This window comes from Mycetohabitans endofungorum, from assembly GCF_037477895.1.
In the GTDB taxonomy this organism is placed as follows: Bacteria; Pseudomonadota; Gammaproteobacteria; order Burkholderiales; family Burkholderiaceae; genus Mycetohabitans.
The window spans coordinates 1882859-1897904 of the sequence record NZ_CP132744.1 but is presented as its reverse complement, the minus strand read 5'-3'; the positions used below and the strand labels follow the sequence as shown (position 1 = coordinate 1897904).

Below are 15046 nucleotides of genomic sequence, written 5' to 3'. Positions count from 1 at the left end.
GGTTCGATAGCGGGGCGGCGGACGCGATACGTCGAATGCCCGCGGATTTAGCGATGCAATCGTTCGTTGTCGTATTGCTCAATGGCCTGAGCTATGGGTTGCTGTTGTTCCTGTTGTGTGCCGGGTTGACACTTGTGTTCAGCTTGATGGGCGTGATGAACTTTGCGCATGCGAGTTTCTACATGCTCGGTGCCTACATCGGCTACACGGTCGCGCGCTACGGTGGCTTTGCCGCCGCGTTGATCCTCGCGCCGGCCGCGGTGGCCGGCCTGGCTGCCGCTTTCGAGCTTGGCGTGCTGCGCCGCGTGCACCGTCACGGGCCACTTGCCCAGTTGCTGGCGACCTTTAGCCTGGCGTATCTGATCGCCGAGTTTGTGCAATTGGGATGGGGCCGCTCGCCGTTGCCCGCCGTCGTGCCGCAGTGGCTCGATGGCGCACTGGTGAATTGGCATGCGGTGGCATTCTCTCGTCTTCGCGCCTTCATGATGGCGATCTCCGCTGGCGTGCTCGGCCTCTGTGCGCTGCTGCTGCGGTATTCCCGCATCGGCCTGGTGATCGCGGCCGCGCGCACGCATCCGCACGCCGTGCAGGTGCTGGGCCATGACGTCGCTCGTGTGCAAACTCAGGTGTTCGCGGGCGGCGCGGCGCTTGCCGCGGTGGCCGGCGTGCTCGGCGGCGTGGCATTCGTTACGGATACGTCGATGGCCGAAACGCTGGGTTCGATCGTGTTCGTGATCGTCGTGGCTGGTGGAATGGGTTCGTTGGCTGGTACATTCGTCGCGTCGTTATTGTTCGGCATCGTGCAGACGCTGCTTGTCGGACTCGACATACGGCTCGGCGCACTGCTCCATTGGGTGTTGCCGATGGTAGGCGACGCCGGCGCATGGAGCCGTATCACGTTAGCACAGCTCGCGCCAGTGACGCCCTTTGTATTGCTGATCATCGTGTTGGCATTGCGTCCGGGCGGGCTAGTGCGTGGTCATGCGGAGCCGGACACATGATGACGCATCGCGAGACCCCGCGTGGCGTATGGCTTGACCGCAATATGCGGCGACCGCCGTGGGGTGGGCTGATATTGGCGACCGTGCTCACCGCGCTGCCGCTGCTGCCGCTGGCGCACGGCGAACCGAGCGGCGCGGCGCTGGCGCTCGCGTCTCAGGCGGCCGTGCTGATTGTATTCGCGCTGTCGTACGATTTGTTGCTCGGTCAAACCGGCTTGCTGTCGTTTGGCCACGCGATGTATTACGGCATCGGCGCGTTAGCGGCGGCGCGTGCGGCCAACGCGTGGGCATTGTCCGCGCCGTGGCTGCCGGTTGTCGGCGGCGCAGGTGCGGCGCTTGTGGCAGTCCCGGCCGGGTGGCTCAGTGCGCGCCGGGGCGGCGTGACCTTCGCGATGGTGACGCTAGGGCTCGGCGAACTGGTCGCAACTGCCGCGAGCACGGTGCCGGAATGGTTTGGCGGCGTGGGTGGCGTGATGATCGACCGCGGAGCCGTCCCGGGCTGGCTCGGTATCGATTTCGGTTCGACGCGTTCGGCCTACGGCCTGGTGGTCGCGGTCGCACTGGCCTCGTGCATGCTGATTGCCTGGTTATTGCGCACGCCGCTCGTGCGGGTAGCCAATGCGGTGCGCGACAATCCGCGACGGGCGGCATTCGTCGGCGTAGATCCATCGCGCGTGAGATGGGCGATGACGGTCATCGCCGCGTTTTTTGCCGGCGTCGCCGGCGCGCTGTCAGTGGTGACCTTTGAGATCGCCACTGCGGACAATGCGAGCGTTGCAACATGCGCGACTGTGTTGATCGCCGTGGTGATCGGCGGCACCGGCACGTTTGCTGGTCCTGTACTGGGTGCCGTGATTTATGTGTCGATCGCGAACGGCTTGGCGTCGATCACCCGCGCGTGGCCGATGTACGTTGGCTTCTTTTTCCTGTTCGTTGTGGTACTCGCGCCCGGCGGGCTGGTCGGTGCATGGTTGCATCGCCGGGTGTCGCCATCACTGGCAGACAGCCGGCGTGCGCGATGCGCGCTACCGGGGTTCAGCGGGCGACGCATGGCACGTGTTCTGGCAGTGCTTGGCATGCTGGCCGGCGGTATCGCTGTGATTCAGTCGGTTTATGCATGGCGATTCGGCGATACCGGCGCGGATATCAGTCCGGGCTGGCAGGCCGTCAATGGGTGGGGCATAGCGGTGGCCGGTGTGGTATTGATGGCGGTGTCGTCGTTCGCGCTGCGTGCCACGGTGCCGCGTTCGTCGCGCCGGGTTGCGGCGGGCTTGCGTTCGACCTCTGCTGCTGCGGCAGCCATGGCTTCGGCTCATGCTTCTTTGGCAGCGATGGCTTCAACCCATGCTTCTGCGGCAGCCACGGGGCCAGCCGTATCCGAAGTCACCGCACCAGTCATCGTCGCAGGCGCTGCCATCAGTGCGCAGGGGCAAGCAGCCAGTACGGCGAAACAAGTGAAACCAGTGGATCCCGTGCCGGCGATACGGCCGGAAGTGCCGAGCAGCCCGGCGCTCGATGTGACGCTGGACGACGTCCATGTCAGTTATCGCGCGACACCTGTGTTGCGCGGCGTGCGACTGCACGTGCAGGCCGGCGAGATCCATGCGTTGATCGGTCCGAATGGCGCAGGCAAGTCAACGGTATTCAACGTGCTCAGCGGCGTCACGCAGGTCGATCGGGGCACCGTGCGCCTCGACGATAGGGCGATCCGGCGGTTGGCGGCGCATCGGATCGCCCGCCTCGGCGTCGCGCGGGGCTTGCAGACCCCCAGCTTGTTCGCGCAATTGTCGGTACTGGATAATATGTGCTGTGCGATGCTTTGCCCGCGCGGCGGGCCGCTTTGTCGCTGGCTACAGCCTGCTGCATGGCGCGGTCTGCGTAAGCGCGCACTCGACTGGCTACAGGTGGTGGGCATGGGCGATGAGGCTAGCGCCCGTGCCGCGCAACTGAGCTATGCCCGACAACGCGCGCTTGAGTTGGCCATGGCCACGGCCAGTGGTGCACGACTGCTGTTGCTGGACGAGCCGACTGCCGGCATGAGCCGGGCAGAGGCCATCGAGGCGCTTGCCTTGATCCGCCGGATGGCAGACGGACGCACGGTCCTGCTAATCGAGCACGACATGGACATAGTGTTCGATCTTGCAGATCGGATTTCGGTGCTGGTCGATGGCGTGGTCATTGCCACCGGTACGCCGGCGCAGATCCGCGCCAATCCGAGCGTGCGCGAGGCCTACCTGGGCCCTGCGCGTGCGCCATGAGGCTCGACGTACGCCACCTGGAGGCCGGATACCAGGGCGTGCGAGTCATTCAGCACGTATCAATGCACGTGGACGGCGGAGAGATCATCGCCGTATTCGGCCGCAATGGCGTGGGCCGTTCGACGCTGGCCAAGGCCATCGTCGGTCTGGTTGAGCGGTGTGGCTCAATCGAACTCGATGGCATGCAGATCGGCACGCTACGCACCGTGGACATCGCCCGCGCCGGCGTCGGCTATGTCGCCGAGACCCGCGATGTGTTCCCGACATTGAGCGTCGCGCAGAATTTGCTGCTCGGCCTGCCGCGACGCGCACGGAGTCCGGCGGTGATCGAGTCGCTGTACGCGTTGTTTCCTCGCTTGCGTGTCCGTGCCGACGTGAAGGCGGGCGTGCTCTCCGGTGGGGAACAGCAGATGTTGGCCATTGCCCGCGCGTGGGCCGCGCAGCCCCGCGTGTTGATCATCGACGAGCCGACCGAGGGTCTCGCGCCGCGTGTTGTCGATGAGCTTGGCGTTGCACTGGCGACGCTGGCTGCGCGCGGCACTGCGATTGTGCTGATTGAGCAGCGTGCCGCAATGGCGTTGGAGCTGGCGCGACGCGTCTACGTGATGGGACGCGGTCCGTCGGGTTTTGGCGAGATCGTCTTCGCCGGTGAGCGCAGCGAGTTCGAGGCGACGCCGGCGATTGCTCGGCAATGGCTGTCGGTGTAGCGCCGCGCGAGTCGCAACGGCGGCATGGCGTGATAGCGCTGTAGCCTAGTCAGCATGCCGGCGATGTAGGCTGCCAGCGCCGTTTCCCGCTACAATTCATAGGCGGTGCGGACCCGCATCGCGTTTGAGCCAACGGTAGGGATTCGATGGAAGTCCACAAGGAAGTCGACGCGCGGGGGCTGAATTGCCCATTGCCGATTTTGCGCGCGAAGAAAGCATTGGCCGACATGCAGAGCGGCCAGATCCTGAAAGTGCTGGCGACGGATCCCGGCTCGCAGCGGGATTTCGCCGCGTTTGCGAAGCAGACCGGCAACGAACTGGTCGAAACCAGCACCGGCGCCGACAAGACATTCGTATTTCTGATGCGTCGGCGTTGAGCAAATGCACCGCAAGCTGCGGCGCCGTGCCGCGGCGTTAGCCTTCGAGTACCGGCGACCGGGTGCGTAAGTATTCGGCGAACTCGTCGCGAACCTCCGGGTGCTGCAGCGCGAACTCGACGGTTGCCTTCAGGTAGCCGAGCTTGCTGCCGCAGTCAAAGCGCGTGCCATGGTACTTGTACGCGAGCACCTGCTCGTCGCCGAGCAGCGACTGGATCGCATCGGTCAATTGCAATTCACCGCCCGCGCCTGGCTTCAGTGCACGCAAGTGACTGAAGATGCGCGGCTTGAGTACATAGCGGCCGACCACGCCAAAATTGGATGGCGCGACCTCCGGGGCCGGCTTCTCGACGATGCCCGACATCTTGACGATGTTGTCTTCCCATTCCTTGCCGTCGACGATGCCGTACGACTTCGTTTCCTCGTGCGGCACTTCCTCGATGCCGATCACCGAGCTGTGGTAGTGATCGAATACCTCGATCATTTGCTTCATCACGGGCGGGCGACCGTACAGTAGATCGTCGGCGAGGATGACCGCGAACGGGTTGTCGCCGACGAGCTTTTCCGCGCACAGCACCGCATGGCCGAGTCCGAGTGCCTCGGGCTGGCGAACGTAGAAGCAGTCAACGTGGCTAGGCTTGATCCCGCGCACCAACTCGAGCAACTTGTCCTTGCCGCGAGCCTCGAGTTCTGATTCGATCTCATACGACTTGTCGAAGTGATCCTCGATCGCGCGCTTGCTGCGGCCCGTCACGAAAATCATTTCGGTGATCCCCGCGGCAACCGCCTCCTCAACCGCATACTGAATCAGCGGCTTGTCGACCACTGGGAGCATTTCTTTCGGGCTCGCCTTGGTGGCCGGGAGGAACCGTGTGCCAAGACCTGCCACGGGAAACACTGCCTTAGTAACTTTGAGCATCTTCGATTACCCTGTTCGTTTCCGGTTGTACTACGTTAGCCCGAGATGGGGAAATGGATAGCGCGACAAGAATGATTGCCTCGCTATAGCCGATAACCCTGCACTTTATGCCGAAAGCCGCCCGAGTTGGGTGGTCAATTTTGCCAACATCGACTCAAAATCTGCCAATCTTTTGCGCTCCTGGTCGACGACGGCGGCCGGTGCGCGGGCCACAAAACGCTCGTTTTGCAGCTTCGCATTGCATTTGGCCAGTTCACCGCCGATGCGGTTGATTTCGCGGGTCAGCCGCTCACGTTCAGCGGCAACGTCAATCTCGACCTTCAGTACCAGCTTGTTCGAGCCGACAAGGGCAACAGGCGCGCCATGCGCCTGTTGGTCGAGCGCGGCTTCGTCTGCGAGCACCTGGACTTCCGACAACCGCGCAAGCGCTTGGGCATAGGGCGCGAATTCGCGCAGGCGCGTGGCATCGCCGGCCACCACCAGCGGCACGCGGGCGGCGGGCGACAGATTCATCTCGCCGCGCAAATTACGACATGCATCGACTACTGCCTTCAGTTCGGCAACCCACTGTTCTGCCCGCTCGTCGATCTTCGACGGCGTGCTGCGTGGATAGGGCTGCATCATCACGGAGGCGTCGCCGGCTGCGGTTCCGGCCGGATACCGACCCGCCAGCGGCGCGACTTTCTGCCACAACGCCTCGGTAATGAACGGCATCAGCGGGTGCGCGAGTCGCAGAATGGTCTCGAGCACGCTGAGCAGCGTGCGCCGCGTGCTGCGCTGCTGCGCCGGCGTGCCGGTTTGCAACTGAACCTTGGCCAATTCGACGTACCAGTCGCAATACTCATCCCAGACGAACTTGTAGATCGCGTTTGCAATGTTGTCGAAGCGATAGTCAGCAAAGCCCTTCTCGACGTCGGCCTCGACCCGTTGCAACAGCGACACGAGCCACCGGTCGGCGGGCGAAAAGTCGAGCGTGCCGTGCGGCCCGCAATCACCTTGGCATGGCACGATACCGCAATCATGCCCTTCGCAATTCATCAGCACGAAGCGCGTGGCGTTCCATAATTTGTTGCAGAAGTTGCGATAGCCCTCGCAGCGCGCCAAATCAAAGTTTACGTTGCGCCCGAGCGTGGCCATCGACGCCATCGTGAAGCGCAGCGCGTCGGTGCCGTAGGCGGGAATCCCATTCGGGAATGCCTTGCGCGTCTTTTGCTCGATCGATGCCGCCTGTTTCGGATTCATCAACCCGGTTACGCGCTTAGCGACGAGTGTTTCCAGGTCAATGCCGTCGACGATGTCGATCGGATCGAGCGTGTTGCCGCGGCTCTTGGACATCTTCTGGCCTTCGGCGTCGCGCACCAGGCCGTGCACATACACGGTGTGGAACGGCACTTTGCCGGTGAAATGGGTGGTCATCATCACCATTCGGGCGACCCAGAAGAAGATGATGTCGAAGCCCGTCACCAGCACCGATGAAGGCAGGAAGTGCTCGAGTTCCGGCGTCGATTGCGGCCATCCAAGCGACGAGAATGGCACGAGCGCGGACGAGAACCACGTGTCGAGCACGTCCTCGTCGCGCTTGAGCGCGCCGTTATAGCCCTGTGTGCGGGCCTGTGCCAGGGCGTTGGCCTCGCTATGCGCGACGAACACCCGACCATCGTCCGCATACCAAGCGGGAATCTGGTGGCCCCACCAGAGTTGGCGCGAGATGCACCAGTCCTGGATATTCTCTAGCCACTGGTAGTACGTAGTGGTCCAGTTCTCCGGCACGAACTTGATCTGGCCGTGGCGCACCACGTCCAACGAGGTTTGCGCGATCGACTTGCCCGGATGCAACGTACCTTCGGGCGCTGGCCGGCTCATCGCGACGAACCACTGATCGGTGAGCATTGGCTCGATGATGGATTGCGTGCGATCACCACGCGGCACGACCAACCGGTGCGGTTTGACCGACTCGAGTAAGCCGAGCGCGTCCAAGTCTGCGACGATGCGCTCGCGCGCGTCGAAACGGTCCAGCCCGCGGTAGGCGGCCGGTGCGTTGTCGTTAATCTTCGCATCGAGCGTGAGCACAACGATCTGCGGCAATCCGTGGCGTTGCCCGACCTGGTAGTCGTTGAAATCGTGCGCTGGCGTGACCTTGACCACGCCGGTGCCAAACTCGCGTTCCACATAGTCGTCGGCGATCACTGGGATCTCGCGTCCCACCAGCGGCAGTGTGACGCTCTTGCCGATCAGCGCTGCGTAACGCTCATCCTGCGGATGGACCATGACCGCGACGTCGCCGAGCATCGTCTCGGGCCGTGTGGTCGCCACGCTCAGGTGGCCTGAGCCGTCAGTGAGCGGATAGCGGATGTGCCATAGCTTGCCGTCCTCCTCTTCGCTGACCACCTCCAGGTCCGATACCGCGGTTCTCAGCTTCGGATCCCAGTTCACGAGCCGTTTGCCGCGGTAGATCAGCCCTTGCTGGTAGAGGCGCACGAACACGTCGGTGACGACGCGGGACATGCGCTCATCCATCGTGAAATACTCGCGCGACCAGTCGGTGGACGCGCCGAGCCGCCGGATTTGCCGCGTGATCGTGGAGCCTGATTCCTGTTTCCATTGCCAGACTCGCTCGACGAAGCGCTCCCGCCCCAGTTCGTGCCGTGATTGCTTTTGTGCGTCGAGTTGGCGCTCCACGACGATTTGTGTGGCGATGCCCGCATGGTCCGTGCCGGGCACCCACAACGTGTTCTCGCCGCGCATCCGATGGTAACGCGCCAATCCATCCATGATGGTCTGGTTGAACGCGTGGCCCATGTGCAGCGTGCCAGTCACGTTCGGCGGTGGCAGCTGAATCGCGAAGTCGGGCCGCTGTGGGTCTAAGGTTGCCTTCGCGTAGCCACGCTTTTCCCATTCTGGGCCCCAATACGCCTCGATCGTCGAAGGCTCAAAACTTTTTGCAAGCGTGGTATCGCTGTCGCTCATTGTCGAAATCTGCCGGAAAGACGGTGAAAATGCGGTGGAATAAATCGTCATAGTCAATTATAAGGGAGCCGGTGATGCGCCAGCGCCGGTTGCGCCGTCGCATGCTGCGGCACCTGTCGCTGTGGGGCTGCATGCCGTGCGCATCCTCCGCGTGCCCGGGCCGACTGCGGCCGTATAATGACAAGCTTGTTGTGACCAAGGCCGCTCATGTCTGATTTGCTTGCCAAACTGAATCCCGAACAATATGCAGCGGTGACGCTGCCGAACGAGCCGGCCCTGATTCTTGCCGGCGCGGGCAGCGGCAAGACGCGCGTGCTCATTACCCGCATTGCATGGTTGATCTCGCGCGGCGAGGCGAGCCCTGCCGGTATCCTGGCCGTCACCTTCACGAACAAGGCGGCGCGCGAGATGCTGATCCGCCTGGACGCAATGCTGCCGATCAATACGCGCGGCATGTGGATCGGCACGTTCCACGGATTGTGCAACCGGATGCTGCGCGCCCATTACCGCGATGCCGGGTTGCCGCAGGCATTCCAGATCTTGGACACGGCAGATCAGTTGTCGGCCATCAAGCGGCTGATGAAGGGCCTGAACGTCGACGATGAGAAATATCCGGCAAAGAGTCTGCAGTACTTCATCAATAATGCGAAGGAGCAAGGTTTGCGGCCTGAGCAGGTTGATGCGAGCGACAATTTCAATCGCAAATGCGTCGAGCTGTATGCCGCCTACGAGCAACAATGCCAGCGCGAGGGGGTCGTCGATTTTGCGGAATTGCTGCTGCGCTGCCATGAGCTACTGCAACGCAATCCGACGCTACGGGCACATTACCAGGCCCGTTTCCGGCATATCCTGGTCGACGAATTTCAGGACACCAACAAGCTGCAGTATGCGTGGCTGAAGCTGCTGGCTGGCGGGCATAATGCGATATTCGCGGTCGGCGACGACGATCAGTCGATTTACGCGTTCCGCGGCGCCAACGTGGGCAACATGCTTGATTTCGAGCGCGAGTTCAACGTCCGGCACCTGATCAAGCTCGAGCAAAACTATCGTTCGCACGGCAATATTCTCGATGCCGCCAATGCGCTGATCGCACACAATTCGAAACGGCTCGGCAAGAACCTGCGTACCGATGCTGGCCACGGTGAGCCGGTGCGGGTCTATGAAGCGACGACCGATTCGCAGGAGGCCGGCTGGATCGTCGAGGAAATCCGCGCCCTGATCGACACGGGCCTGTCGCGCGATGAGATCGCGGTGCTTTATCGCAGCAACGCGCAGTCGCGCGTGGTCGAGCACACGCTGGTTAATGCCGGGATTGCGTACCGGGTCTACGGTGGACTGCGCTTTTTCGAGCGTCAAGAAGTCAAACATGCGCTCGCGTACCTGCGGCTGATCGACAATCCGAGCGATGACACCGCGTTTGCGCGGGTGGTCAATTTTCCGACCCGTGGCATTGGCGCACGTTCGCTTGAGCAACTGGCTGATGCCGCGCGGCTGTACAACTGCTCGATGGCACAGGCAATTCCCTACGTGACCGGCAAGGCCGGCCAGGCGCTTGGCGGGTTTCTCGCGTTGATTGAGCGGATGCGTGGCGAGACCCGTGCGATGAGCTTGCCGGAGACGGTCGAGGCGGTGATTCGGCTCAGCGGGCTGGAGCAATTCTATGCCAACGAGCGTGAAGGTCAGGAGCGCATCGAGAACTTACAGGAATTAGTCAACGCGGCCAGCGCGTTCGTGTCCGAGGAGGGCTATGGCCTCGATACGCCGGCGCGCTCGATCCCGCTCGCGCCGGGCGCGGGCCGCGCTGCCGCGCTGCGGGGGCCGGACGAGGATGGCGAGCAGGCTGTACTGGAGGCGTCGCGCATCGACGCACCGGCGCAGAATCCCGAGCAGATGACGCCGCTTGCCGGCTTCCTGTCGCATGCGTCGCTCGAGGCGGGCGACAATCAGGCGCAGGCCGGCGAGCACGCGGTGCAATTGATGACGGTGCATGCCGCCAAGGGGCTCGAATTTGCCGCTGTGTTCATCACCGGACTCGAGGAAGGCCTGTTCCCGCATGAGAACAGCGTGACGGAACAAGATGGGCTCGAGGAAGAGCGGCGCCTGATGTACGTTGCAATCACGCGTGCCAAGGAGCGGCTCTATCTGTCGTTCGCTCAAAGCCGGATGTTGCACGGCCAGACGCGCTACAACGTGCGCTCGCGTTTCTTTGACGAATTGCCGGCCGAGGTGTTGAAGTGGCTCACGCCCAAGCTGGAGCCCGGTTCACGCTGGGGTCAGCGTGCCGGTTTCGGCGACAATGCTGGATGGGGCCGCGATTGGTTCGGCCGCAGCGTCCGGCGCGACGACGCGCCGTATGGCAATGCGCGCTTTGACGACGGGGCGCCGGCGCCGGCGTTCGCGGACCAGCAGCGCGCCGCGCAAAGCGGCTTCCGGATCGGCCAATCCGTCTTCCACGCGAAATTCGGCGAGGGCATGATCACCGCGCTGGAGGGGGGCGGCACGGACGCGAAGGCACAGGTCGCATTTAAGCGGCACGGCACCAAATGGCTTGCGCTCGCGGTTGCGAAACTGCAGTCAGTGTGACGAACCGGCAGAGGTGGGTACGACGGGCCCGGTGGTGAGTACGACGGATCGCAAGCGGTGAGTATCATGAATCCCAGCGGTGGTCGAACGGTGCCGTTGCACGGTCGCGCGACAGCACTGCGATGGGCGATGCTGCGAATGCCGCGACGGCTTATGCGGTAGGCGGCGGCCCGGCGTGCTGCTCGGCGCTGAAGCAGCCGCGATAGGTCGCGTAGAACGAGCAGTAAATCATCGTCCACAGGATCACGCTGACCGGCAACAGCGCGGTCAACGCGCCGCTCGTTAGGCCGAACACGCTCAGCACGAAACCGAGCACCAGCGACACGCCCATCACAATTGCGAACCACGTGGCTAGATAGACGAGGAACGCGCCGCGGTTGCGCCAGCAGGCCACGAAGCTGAAGAACATCGCCTTGACTGGCGGCACGCGATGCCAGGCGGTCAGCAGTGGCGCGAACCAGAACAGCATCATCGTCGGCACGTAGATGACGAAGCCGAGCGCGATACTGGAAAGGAACAGGCGACTGGAGGCGACGTCGTCATTCGGCTTCGCTTCGCTGACGACGGTTTTCAGCAGCGAGCCGCCGTCGATCAGCGACGTCAAGAACAGGCCCGCGGTGACTAGCACAAGGTAGATCAGCCCGAGTTGCAACAGCTGCCGCGCGACGCCGCCGCCATGCGCGCGAAAGCCGGTAAACAGCGCGAGCGGCAACACGTGCTTGCCGGCGATCACGTCGCGGCATGCACTCATGAACCCGACGGACAAACCCGGCACGAGTATCAGCCACAGCGCGGAGCCGACCACCGGCACATGCGCGACGAGCATCATCGAGAACAAATAGGTAAAGAAAATCGCCAAGAAGCTCAGCGGGTTCTTGCGGAACAGCCAGATGCCTTGGCGGAACCAGATATAGCCGGATTTCGCGGGTGCCTCGATCAGTCGCATAGCAGAGGAGTCAAAGCCACGGCAACGCGTCGGCGCCGATGCGCTCGCGCAACACACGCTCGAAATGAGCGGGGTCGTGCGGCTTGAGCAGGTGAGCGTCGCGTGGCAAGTAAAAGTCATAGAGTCGGGACAACCAGAAGCGCAACGCACCGGCACGCAGCATATCGCGCCAATGTTGCGTCTCGGCAGGGGTAAACGGTCGCACGGTGTGGTACGCGCGCAGCAACGCCTGGGTTCGCGCCTGGTCCAGGTGACCGGTGTCCAGGTCGACACACCAGTCGTTGACGGTCACGGCGACATCGAACAACCACTTGTCGCAGCCAGCGAAATAGAAGTCGAAGAGGCCGCCGAGCGTATCGCGCCCGTCGCGCAGCGCGAACAGCACGTTGTCGCGGAATAGATCGCAGTGGCATGGCCCGCCGGGCAGCGCTGCATAGTCGGGCGACGCGAAGAACGCCTGCTGATACGCTAATTCGCTGACCAGCAGCTGGTGCTGCGCATCGGTCACGTAGGGCAACACCGCTGGGACATTGTCTCGCCACCAGGGCAGGCCGCGCAAATTCGGCTGGTGCATCGGGAAATCTCGTCCGGCAACGTGCATCCGCGCCAGCATGTGTCCGACTTCGGTGCAGTGCGTAACCTGCGGCGCTAGCCGCGGCGAGCCGTCCAGCCGCGTCACGATCGCGGCGGGCTTGTCCATCAGTATGCCGAACAACGCGCCGTCGTCGCGGCGCATCGGGTCGGGCACCGGCACGTGATGCGCCGCTAGATGCCGCATCAATTCTAGGTAGAACGGCAACTCGTGTGCGGCAAGCTTCTCGAAGATCGTCAGCACGTACTCGCCAGTGGTTGTCGTCAAGAAAAAATTGCTGTTTTCGATTCCCGACGCAATGTCGCGGAAATCGATGATCTCGCCTATCTCGTAGTGCTGAACCCAGGCGGCGAGCCGGGCTTCGGGAACGGCGGTGAAAACGGCCATGCAGACGTCGTTGGACAGGTTCGAAGGCTGCCGCCAGTGGGGCGCGACAGGGGGGCGCGTGCGGCCGGCATCGCATGCCGGCCGCCGAGGCGGTCAGTACTTGAGTTGCAAGGACGGCAGCCGCGTGGACGGCTTGCCGCTCTCGTGCACTTGCGGTGAAACGTCCGGCGAGGCGCTCATCTGGTAGCGCGTGCCGAAGTTCGAATGGACCTGGATGTCGACCGGTTTGCCACGATCGCGATATTCGGTGATCGATGTGCCGTTCGGACTCTTTTCGTAAAAGCTCGGTGTGCGGGGCGCGTTGAATTCTACTGTCGAATGCGCGACGCCGGCCGGCCGGTTGATTGCCTTCAGATTCGGCAAGCCGACGGCCTCGTTCACATCCTGCGACGCGGCGGTGTCCGGCGTTGCCGCGGCGTCCGATTGTGGCGCGCTCGCCGCAGCGACCATCGTGGCAGCCAGTGCCAGGGTGGCCGCCACCAGCATGGTCGCGAACCGGGTCGCGCCGCGAGGGGTTGCGCCAAGCGCAGTGTGGAACGGCTTCATGACAATTCTCCGAGACGGTAAAGCGATTTTATCAAACCAGCGTGCGTCATAGGTGCCAGCGTGACGCCGTTGCCGCGTTTTTTTCGCGCCCCGCATCGCAGCCGTGTTTCGTGATAATGTGGATTGGCGCCGATCGGCACGGCCCTGTGCGCTCCCGCACCCAGGCTGTCGTGCCTGCTCCGAGGAAATCGAATAATGAATGTGATTAATGCGTCTGCCACGTTTTGCACCGAAGCTTTTGATGATCCCGCCGCGGCCGTCGAGCGGCTGTCCACCATTTATGATGCCAGCAGTGCATCGCTGCGCGATGCATTCGAACGGTATCGGCGCGGTGAACGTATCGAGGCGCATATCCGCGCCTGCTATCCGTTCGTGCGGATTCGCACGGACATCAATATGCATATCGATTCACGCCACTCGTATGGCTTCGTCGCGGGCCCCGGCGTCTATGAAACCACGGTGACCCGGCCGGACTTGTTCGCCGACTACTATCGCGAACAACTGGGACTGCTCGTGAAGAACCATAAGGCGTCGATCGAGATCGGGGTGTCGCGGCAGCCCATTCCGATTCACTTTGCGTTTGCGGAAGGCATCCACTTGGAGGGCGAGCTGGACGTGGACCGCTTACGGCAGATGCGCGACCTCTTCGACATGCCGGATTTGTCGCTGCTGGACGACCGCATTGTCAACGGCACGTACGAGACGCCGCCTGGTGAGCCGCATCCGCTGGCCCTGTTCACCGCGGCGCGAGTGGACTTTTCGCTGCACCGGCTGCGGCACTATACGGCGACGTCGCCGACGCACTTCCAGAACTACGTGCTATACACGAACTACCAGTTCTACATCGACCAGTTCGTCAAGCTTGGCCGTTCGCTGATGGCACGCGCCGACGATGCGCGCGAGCGCGCGTATCGCAGCGAATACGTCGCGTTCGTTGAACCCGGCGATGTGATCACGTACAACGCGAACCTGGGCGAGCAGCCGGAACAGGGGCTACCGGTGGCACGCATGCCGCAGATGCCTGCGTACCACTTGAAGCGCGCCGACGGCAGCGGCATCACGATGATCAATATCGGCGTGGGGCCGTCCAATGCGAAGACGATCACCGATCACGTTGCGGTGCTGCGCCCGCACGCGTGGATCATGCTCGGGCACTGCGCCGGTTTGCGCAATACGCAGCGGCTCGGGGACTACGTGCTCGCGCACGGCTATGTGCGCGAGGACCACGTGCTCGACGACGACTTGCCGCTGTGGGTGCCGGTGCCCGCGTTGGCCGAAGTGCAGGTGGCGCTGGAGCGGGCCGTCGCGCAGGTCACGCGGCTCGATGGTGCCGAGCTTAAGCACGTAATGCGCACCGGCACGGTCGCCACCACCGACAATCGCAACTGGGAACTGCGCGATCATCGCGAACCGGTGCTGCGGCTGTCGCAGAGCCGGGCGATCGCGCTCGACATGGAGAGCGCGACGATCGCGGCGAACGGTTTTCGCTTCCGCGTGCCGTACGGCACGTTGCTGTGTGTATCTGATAAGCCGCTACACGGTGAACTGAAGTTGCCGGGCATGGCGGATCGGTTCTACCGTGCGCAGGTGGACCAGCACCTGCAGATTGGCGTGAAGACGATGGAGCTGCTGCGCACCAACGGACTGGACCGGCTGCACAGCCGCAAGCTGCGCAGCTTTGCTGAGGTGGCATTTCAGTAGCAAAGCCTGATGAGGCGGGGAATTGGCGGCTTCGCCAACTGCTACTAACGGTTAAAGCCGTC

At 63.1% G+C, this 15046-nt stretch carries 11 protein-coding genes; 6 read left to right on the top strand and 5 right to left on the bottom strand.

Going from position 1 to position 15046, the window contains the following annotated elements:
- The first annotated feature begins 53 nt into the window (after positions 1-53).
- The 4 genes from RA167_RS08205 to RA167_RS08190 all read left to right on the top strand — a co-directional run bounded on the left by RA167_RS08205 (position 54) and on the right by RA167_RS08190 (position 4343).
- Positions 54-1001 carry a branched-chain amino acid ABC transporter permease gene (locus RA167_RS08205; protein WP_076787272.1) on the top strand — a complete coding sequence of 316 codons (948 nt, stop codon included), beginning with the start codon at positions 54-56 and terminating at the stop codon, positions 999-1001.
- A complete protein-coding gene (locus tag RA167_RS08200) occupies positions 998-3259 on the top strand; it encodes an ABC transporter permease subunit (RefSeq protein WP_083705968.1) in 2262 nt (753 codons plus the stop codon). The genes RA167_RS08205 and RA167_RS08200 overlap by 4 nt, the downstream gene beginning before the upstream one ends.
- A complete protein-coding gene (locus RA167_RS08195; RefSeq protein ID WP_076785168.1) occupies positions 3256-3966 on the top strand; it encodes an ABC transporter ATP-binding protein in 711 nt (236 codons plus the stop codon). Before RA167_RS08200 ends, RA167_RS08195 begins: the two co-directional genes overlap by 4 nt.
- A gap of 146 nt (positions 3967-4112) precedes the next feature.
- Positions 4113-4343, top strand: a complete 231-nt coding sequence (locus RA167_RS08190; protein ID WP_076785167.1) for a sulfurtransferase TusA family protein — start codon at positions 4113-4115, stop codon at positions 4341-4343.
- A 37-nt stretch (positions 4344-4380) separates the two neighbouring features.
- On the opposite strand, the gene galU is transcribed toward RA167_RS08190, so the two are convergent.
- Both galU and RA167_RS08180 read right to left on the bottom strand, forming a co-directional pair.
- Positions 4381-5262: a UTP--glucose-1-phosphate uridylyltransferase GalU gene (gene galU, locus RA167_RS08185; protein ID WP_076785166.1), complete on the bottom strand. Its 882-nt coding sequence runs from the start codon at positions 5260-5262 to the stop codon at positions 4381-4383.
- Between the two features lie 105 nt (positions 5263-5367).
- Complete coding sequence (locus RA167_RS08180; RefSeq protein WP_076785165.1) at positions 5368-8229, bottom strand: valine--tRNA ligase; 2862 nt, start codon at positions 8227-8229, stop codon at positions 5368-5370.
- 207 nt (positions 8230-8436) lie between these two features.
- Here RA167_RS08180 and RA167_RS08175 point away from each other — a divergent pair, with 207 nt between their 5' ends.
- The gene (locus RA167_RS08175) at positions 8437-10812 is read left to right on the top strand and encodes a UvrD-helicase domain-containing protein (protein WP_076785164.1); all 2376 of its coding nucleotides are present in this window, start codon (positions 8437-8439) and stop codon (positions 10810-10812) included.
- 151 nt (positions 10813-10963) lie between these two features.
- On the opposite strand, the gene RA167_RS08170 is transcribed toward RA167_RS08175, so the two are convergent.
- The 3 genes from RA167_RS08170 to RA167_RS08160 form a co-directional block, all read right to left on the bottom strand.
- Positions 10964-11758 carry a BPSS1780 family membrane protein gene (locus tag RA167_RS08170; protein ID WP_076785163.1) on the bottom strand — a complete coding sequence of 265 codons (795 nt, stop codon included), beginning with the start codon at positions 11756-11758 and terminating at the stop codon, positions 10964-10966.
- Between the two features lie 10 nt (positions 11759-11768).
- Positions 11769-12737, bottom strand: a complete 969-nt coding sequence (locus RA167_RS08165) for a homoserine kinase (protein WP_076785162.1) — start codon at positions 12735-12737, stop codon at positions 11769-11771.
- Between the two features lie 93 nt (positions 12738-12830).
- Positions 12831-13223, bottom strand: coding sequence for a hypothetical protein (locus RA167_RS08160; RefSeq protein WP_076787268.1), 393 nt, complete (start codon positions 13221-13223; stop codon positions 12831-12833).
- Between the two features lie 255 nt (positions 13224-13478).
- On the opposite strand from RA167_RS08160, the gene RA167_RS08155 reads away from it, so the two are divergent.
- Positions 13479-14984, top strand: coding sequence for an AMP nucleosidase (locus RA167_RS08155; RefSeq protein ID WP_076785161.1), 1506 nt, complete (start codon positions 13479-13481; stop codon positions 14982-14984).
- Positions 14985-15046: the final 62 nt, after the last annotated feature.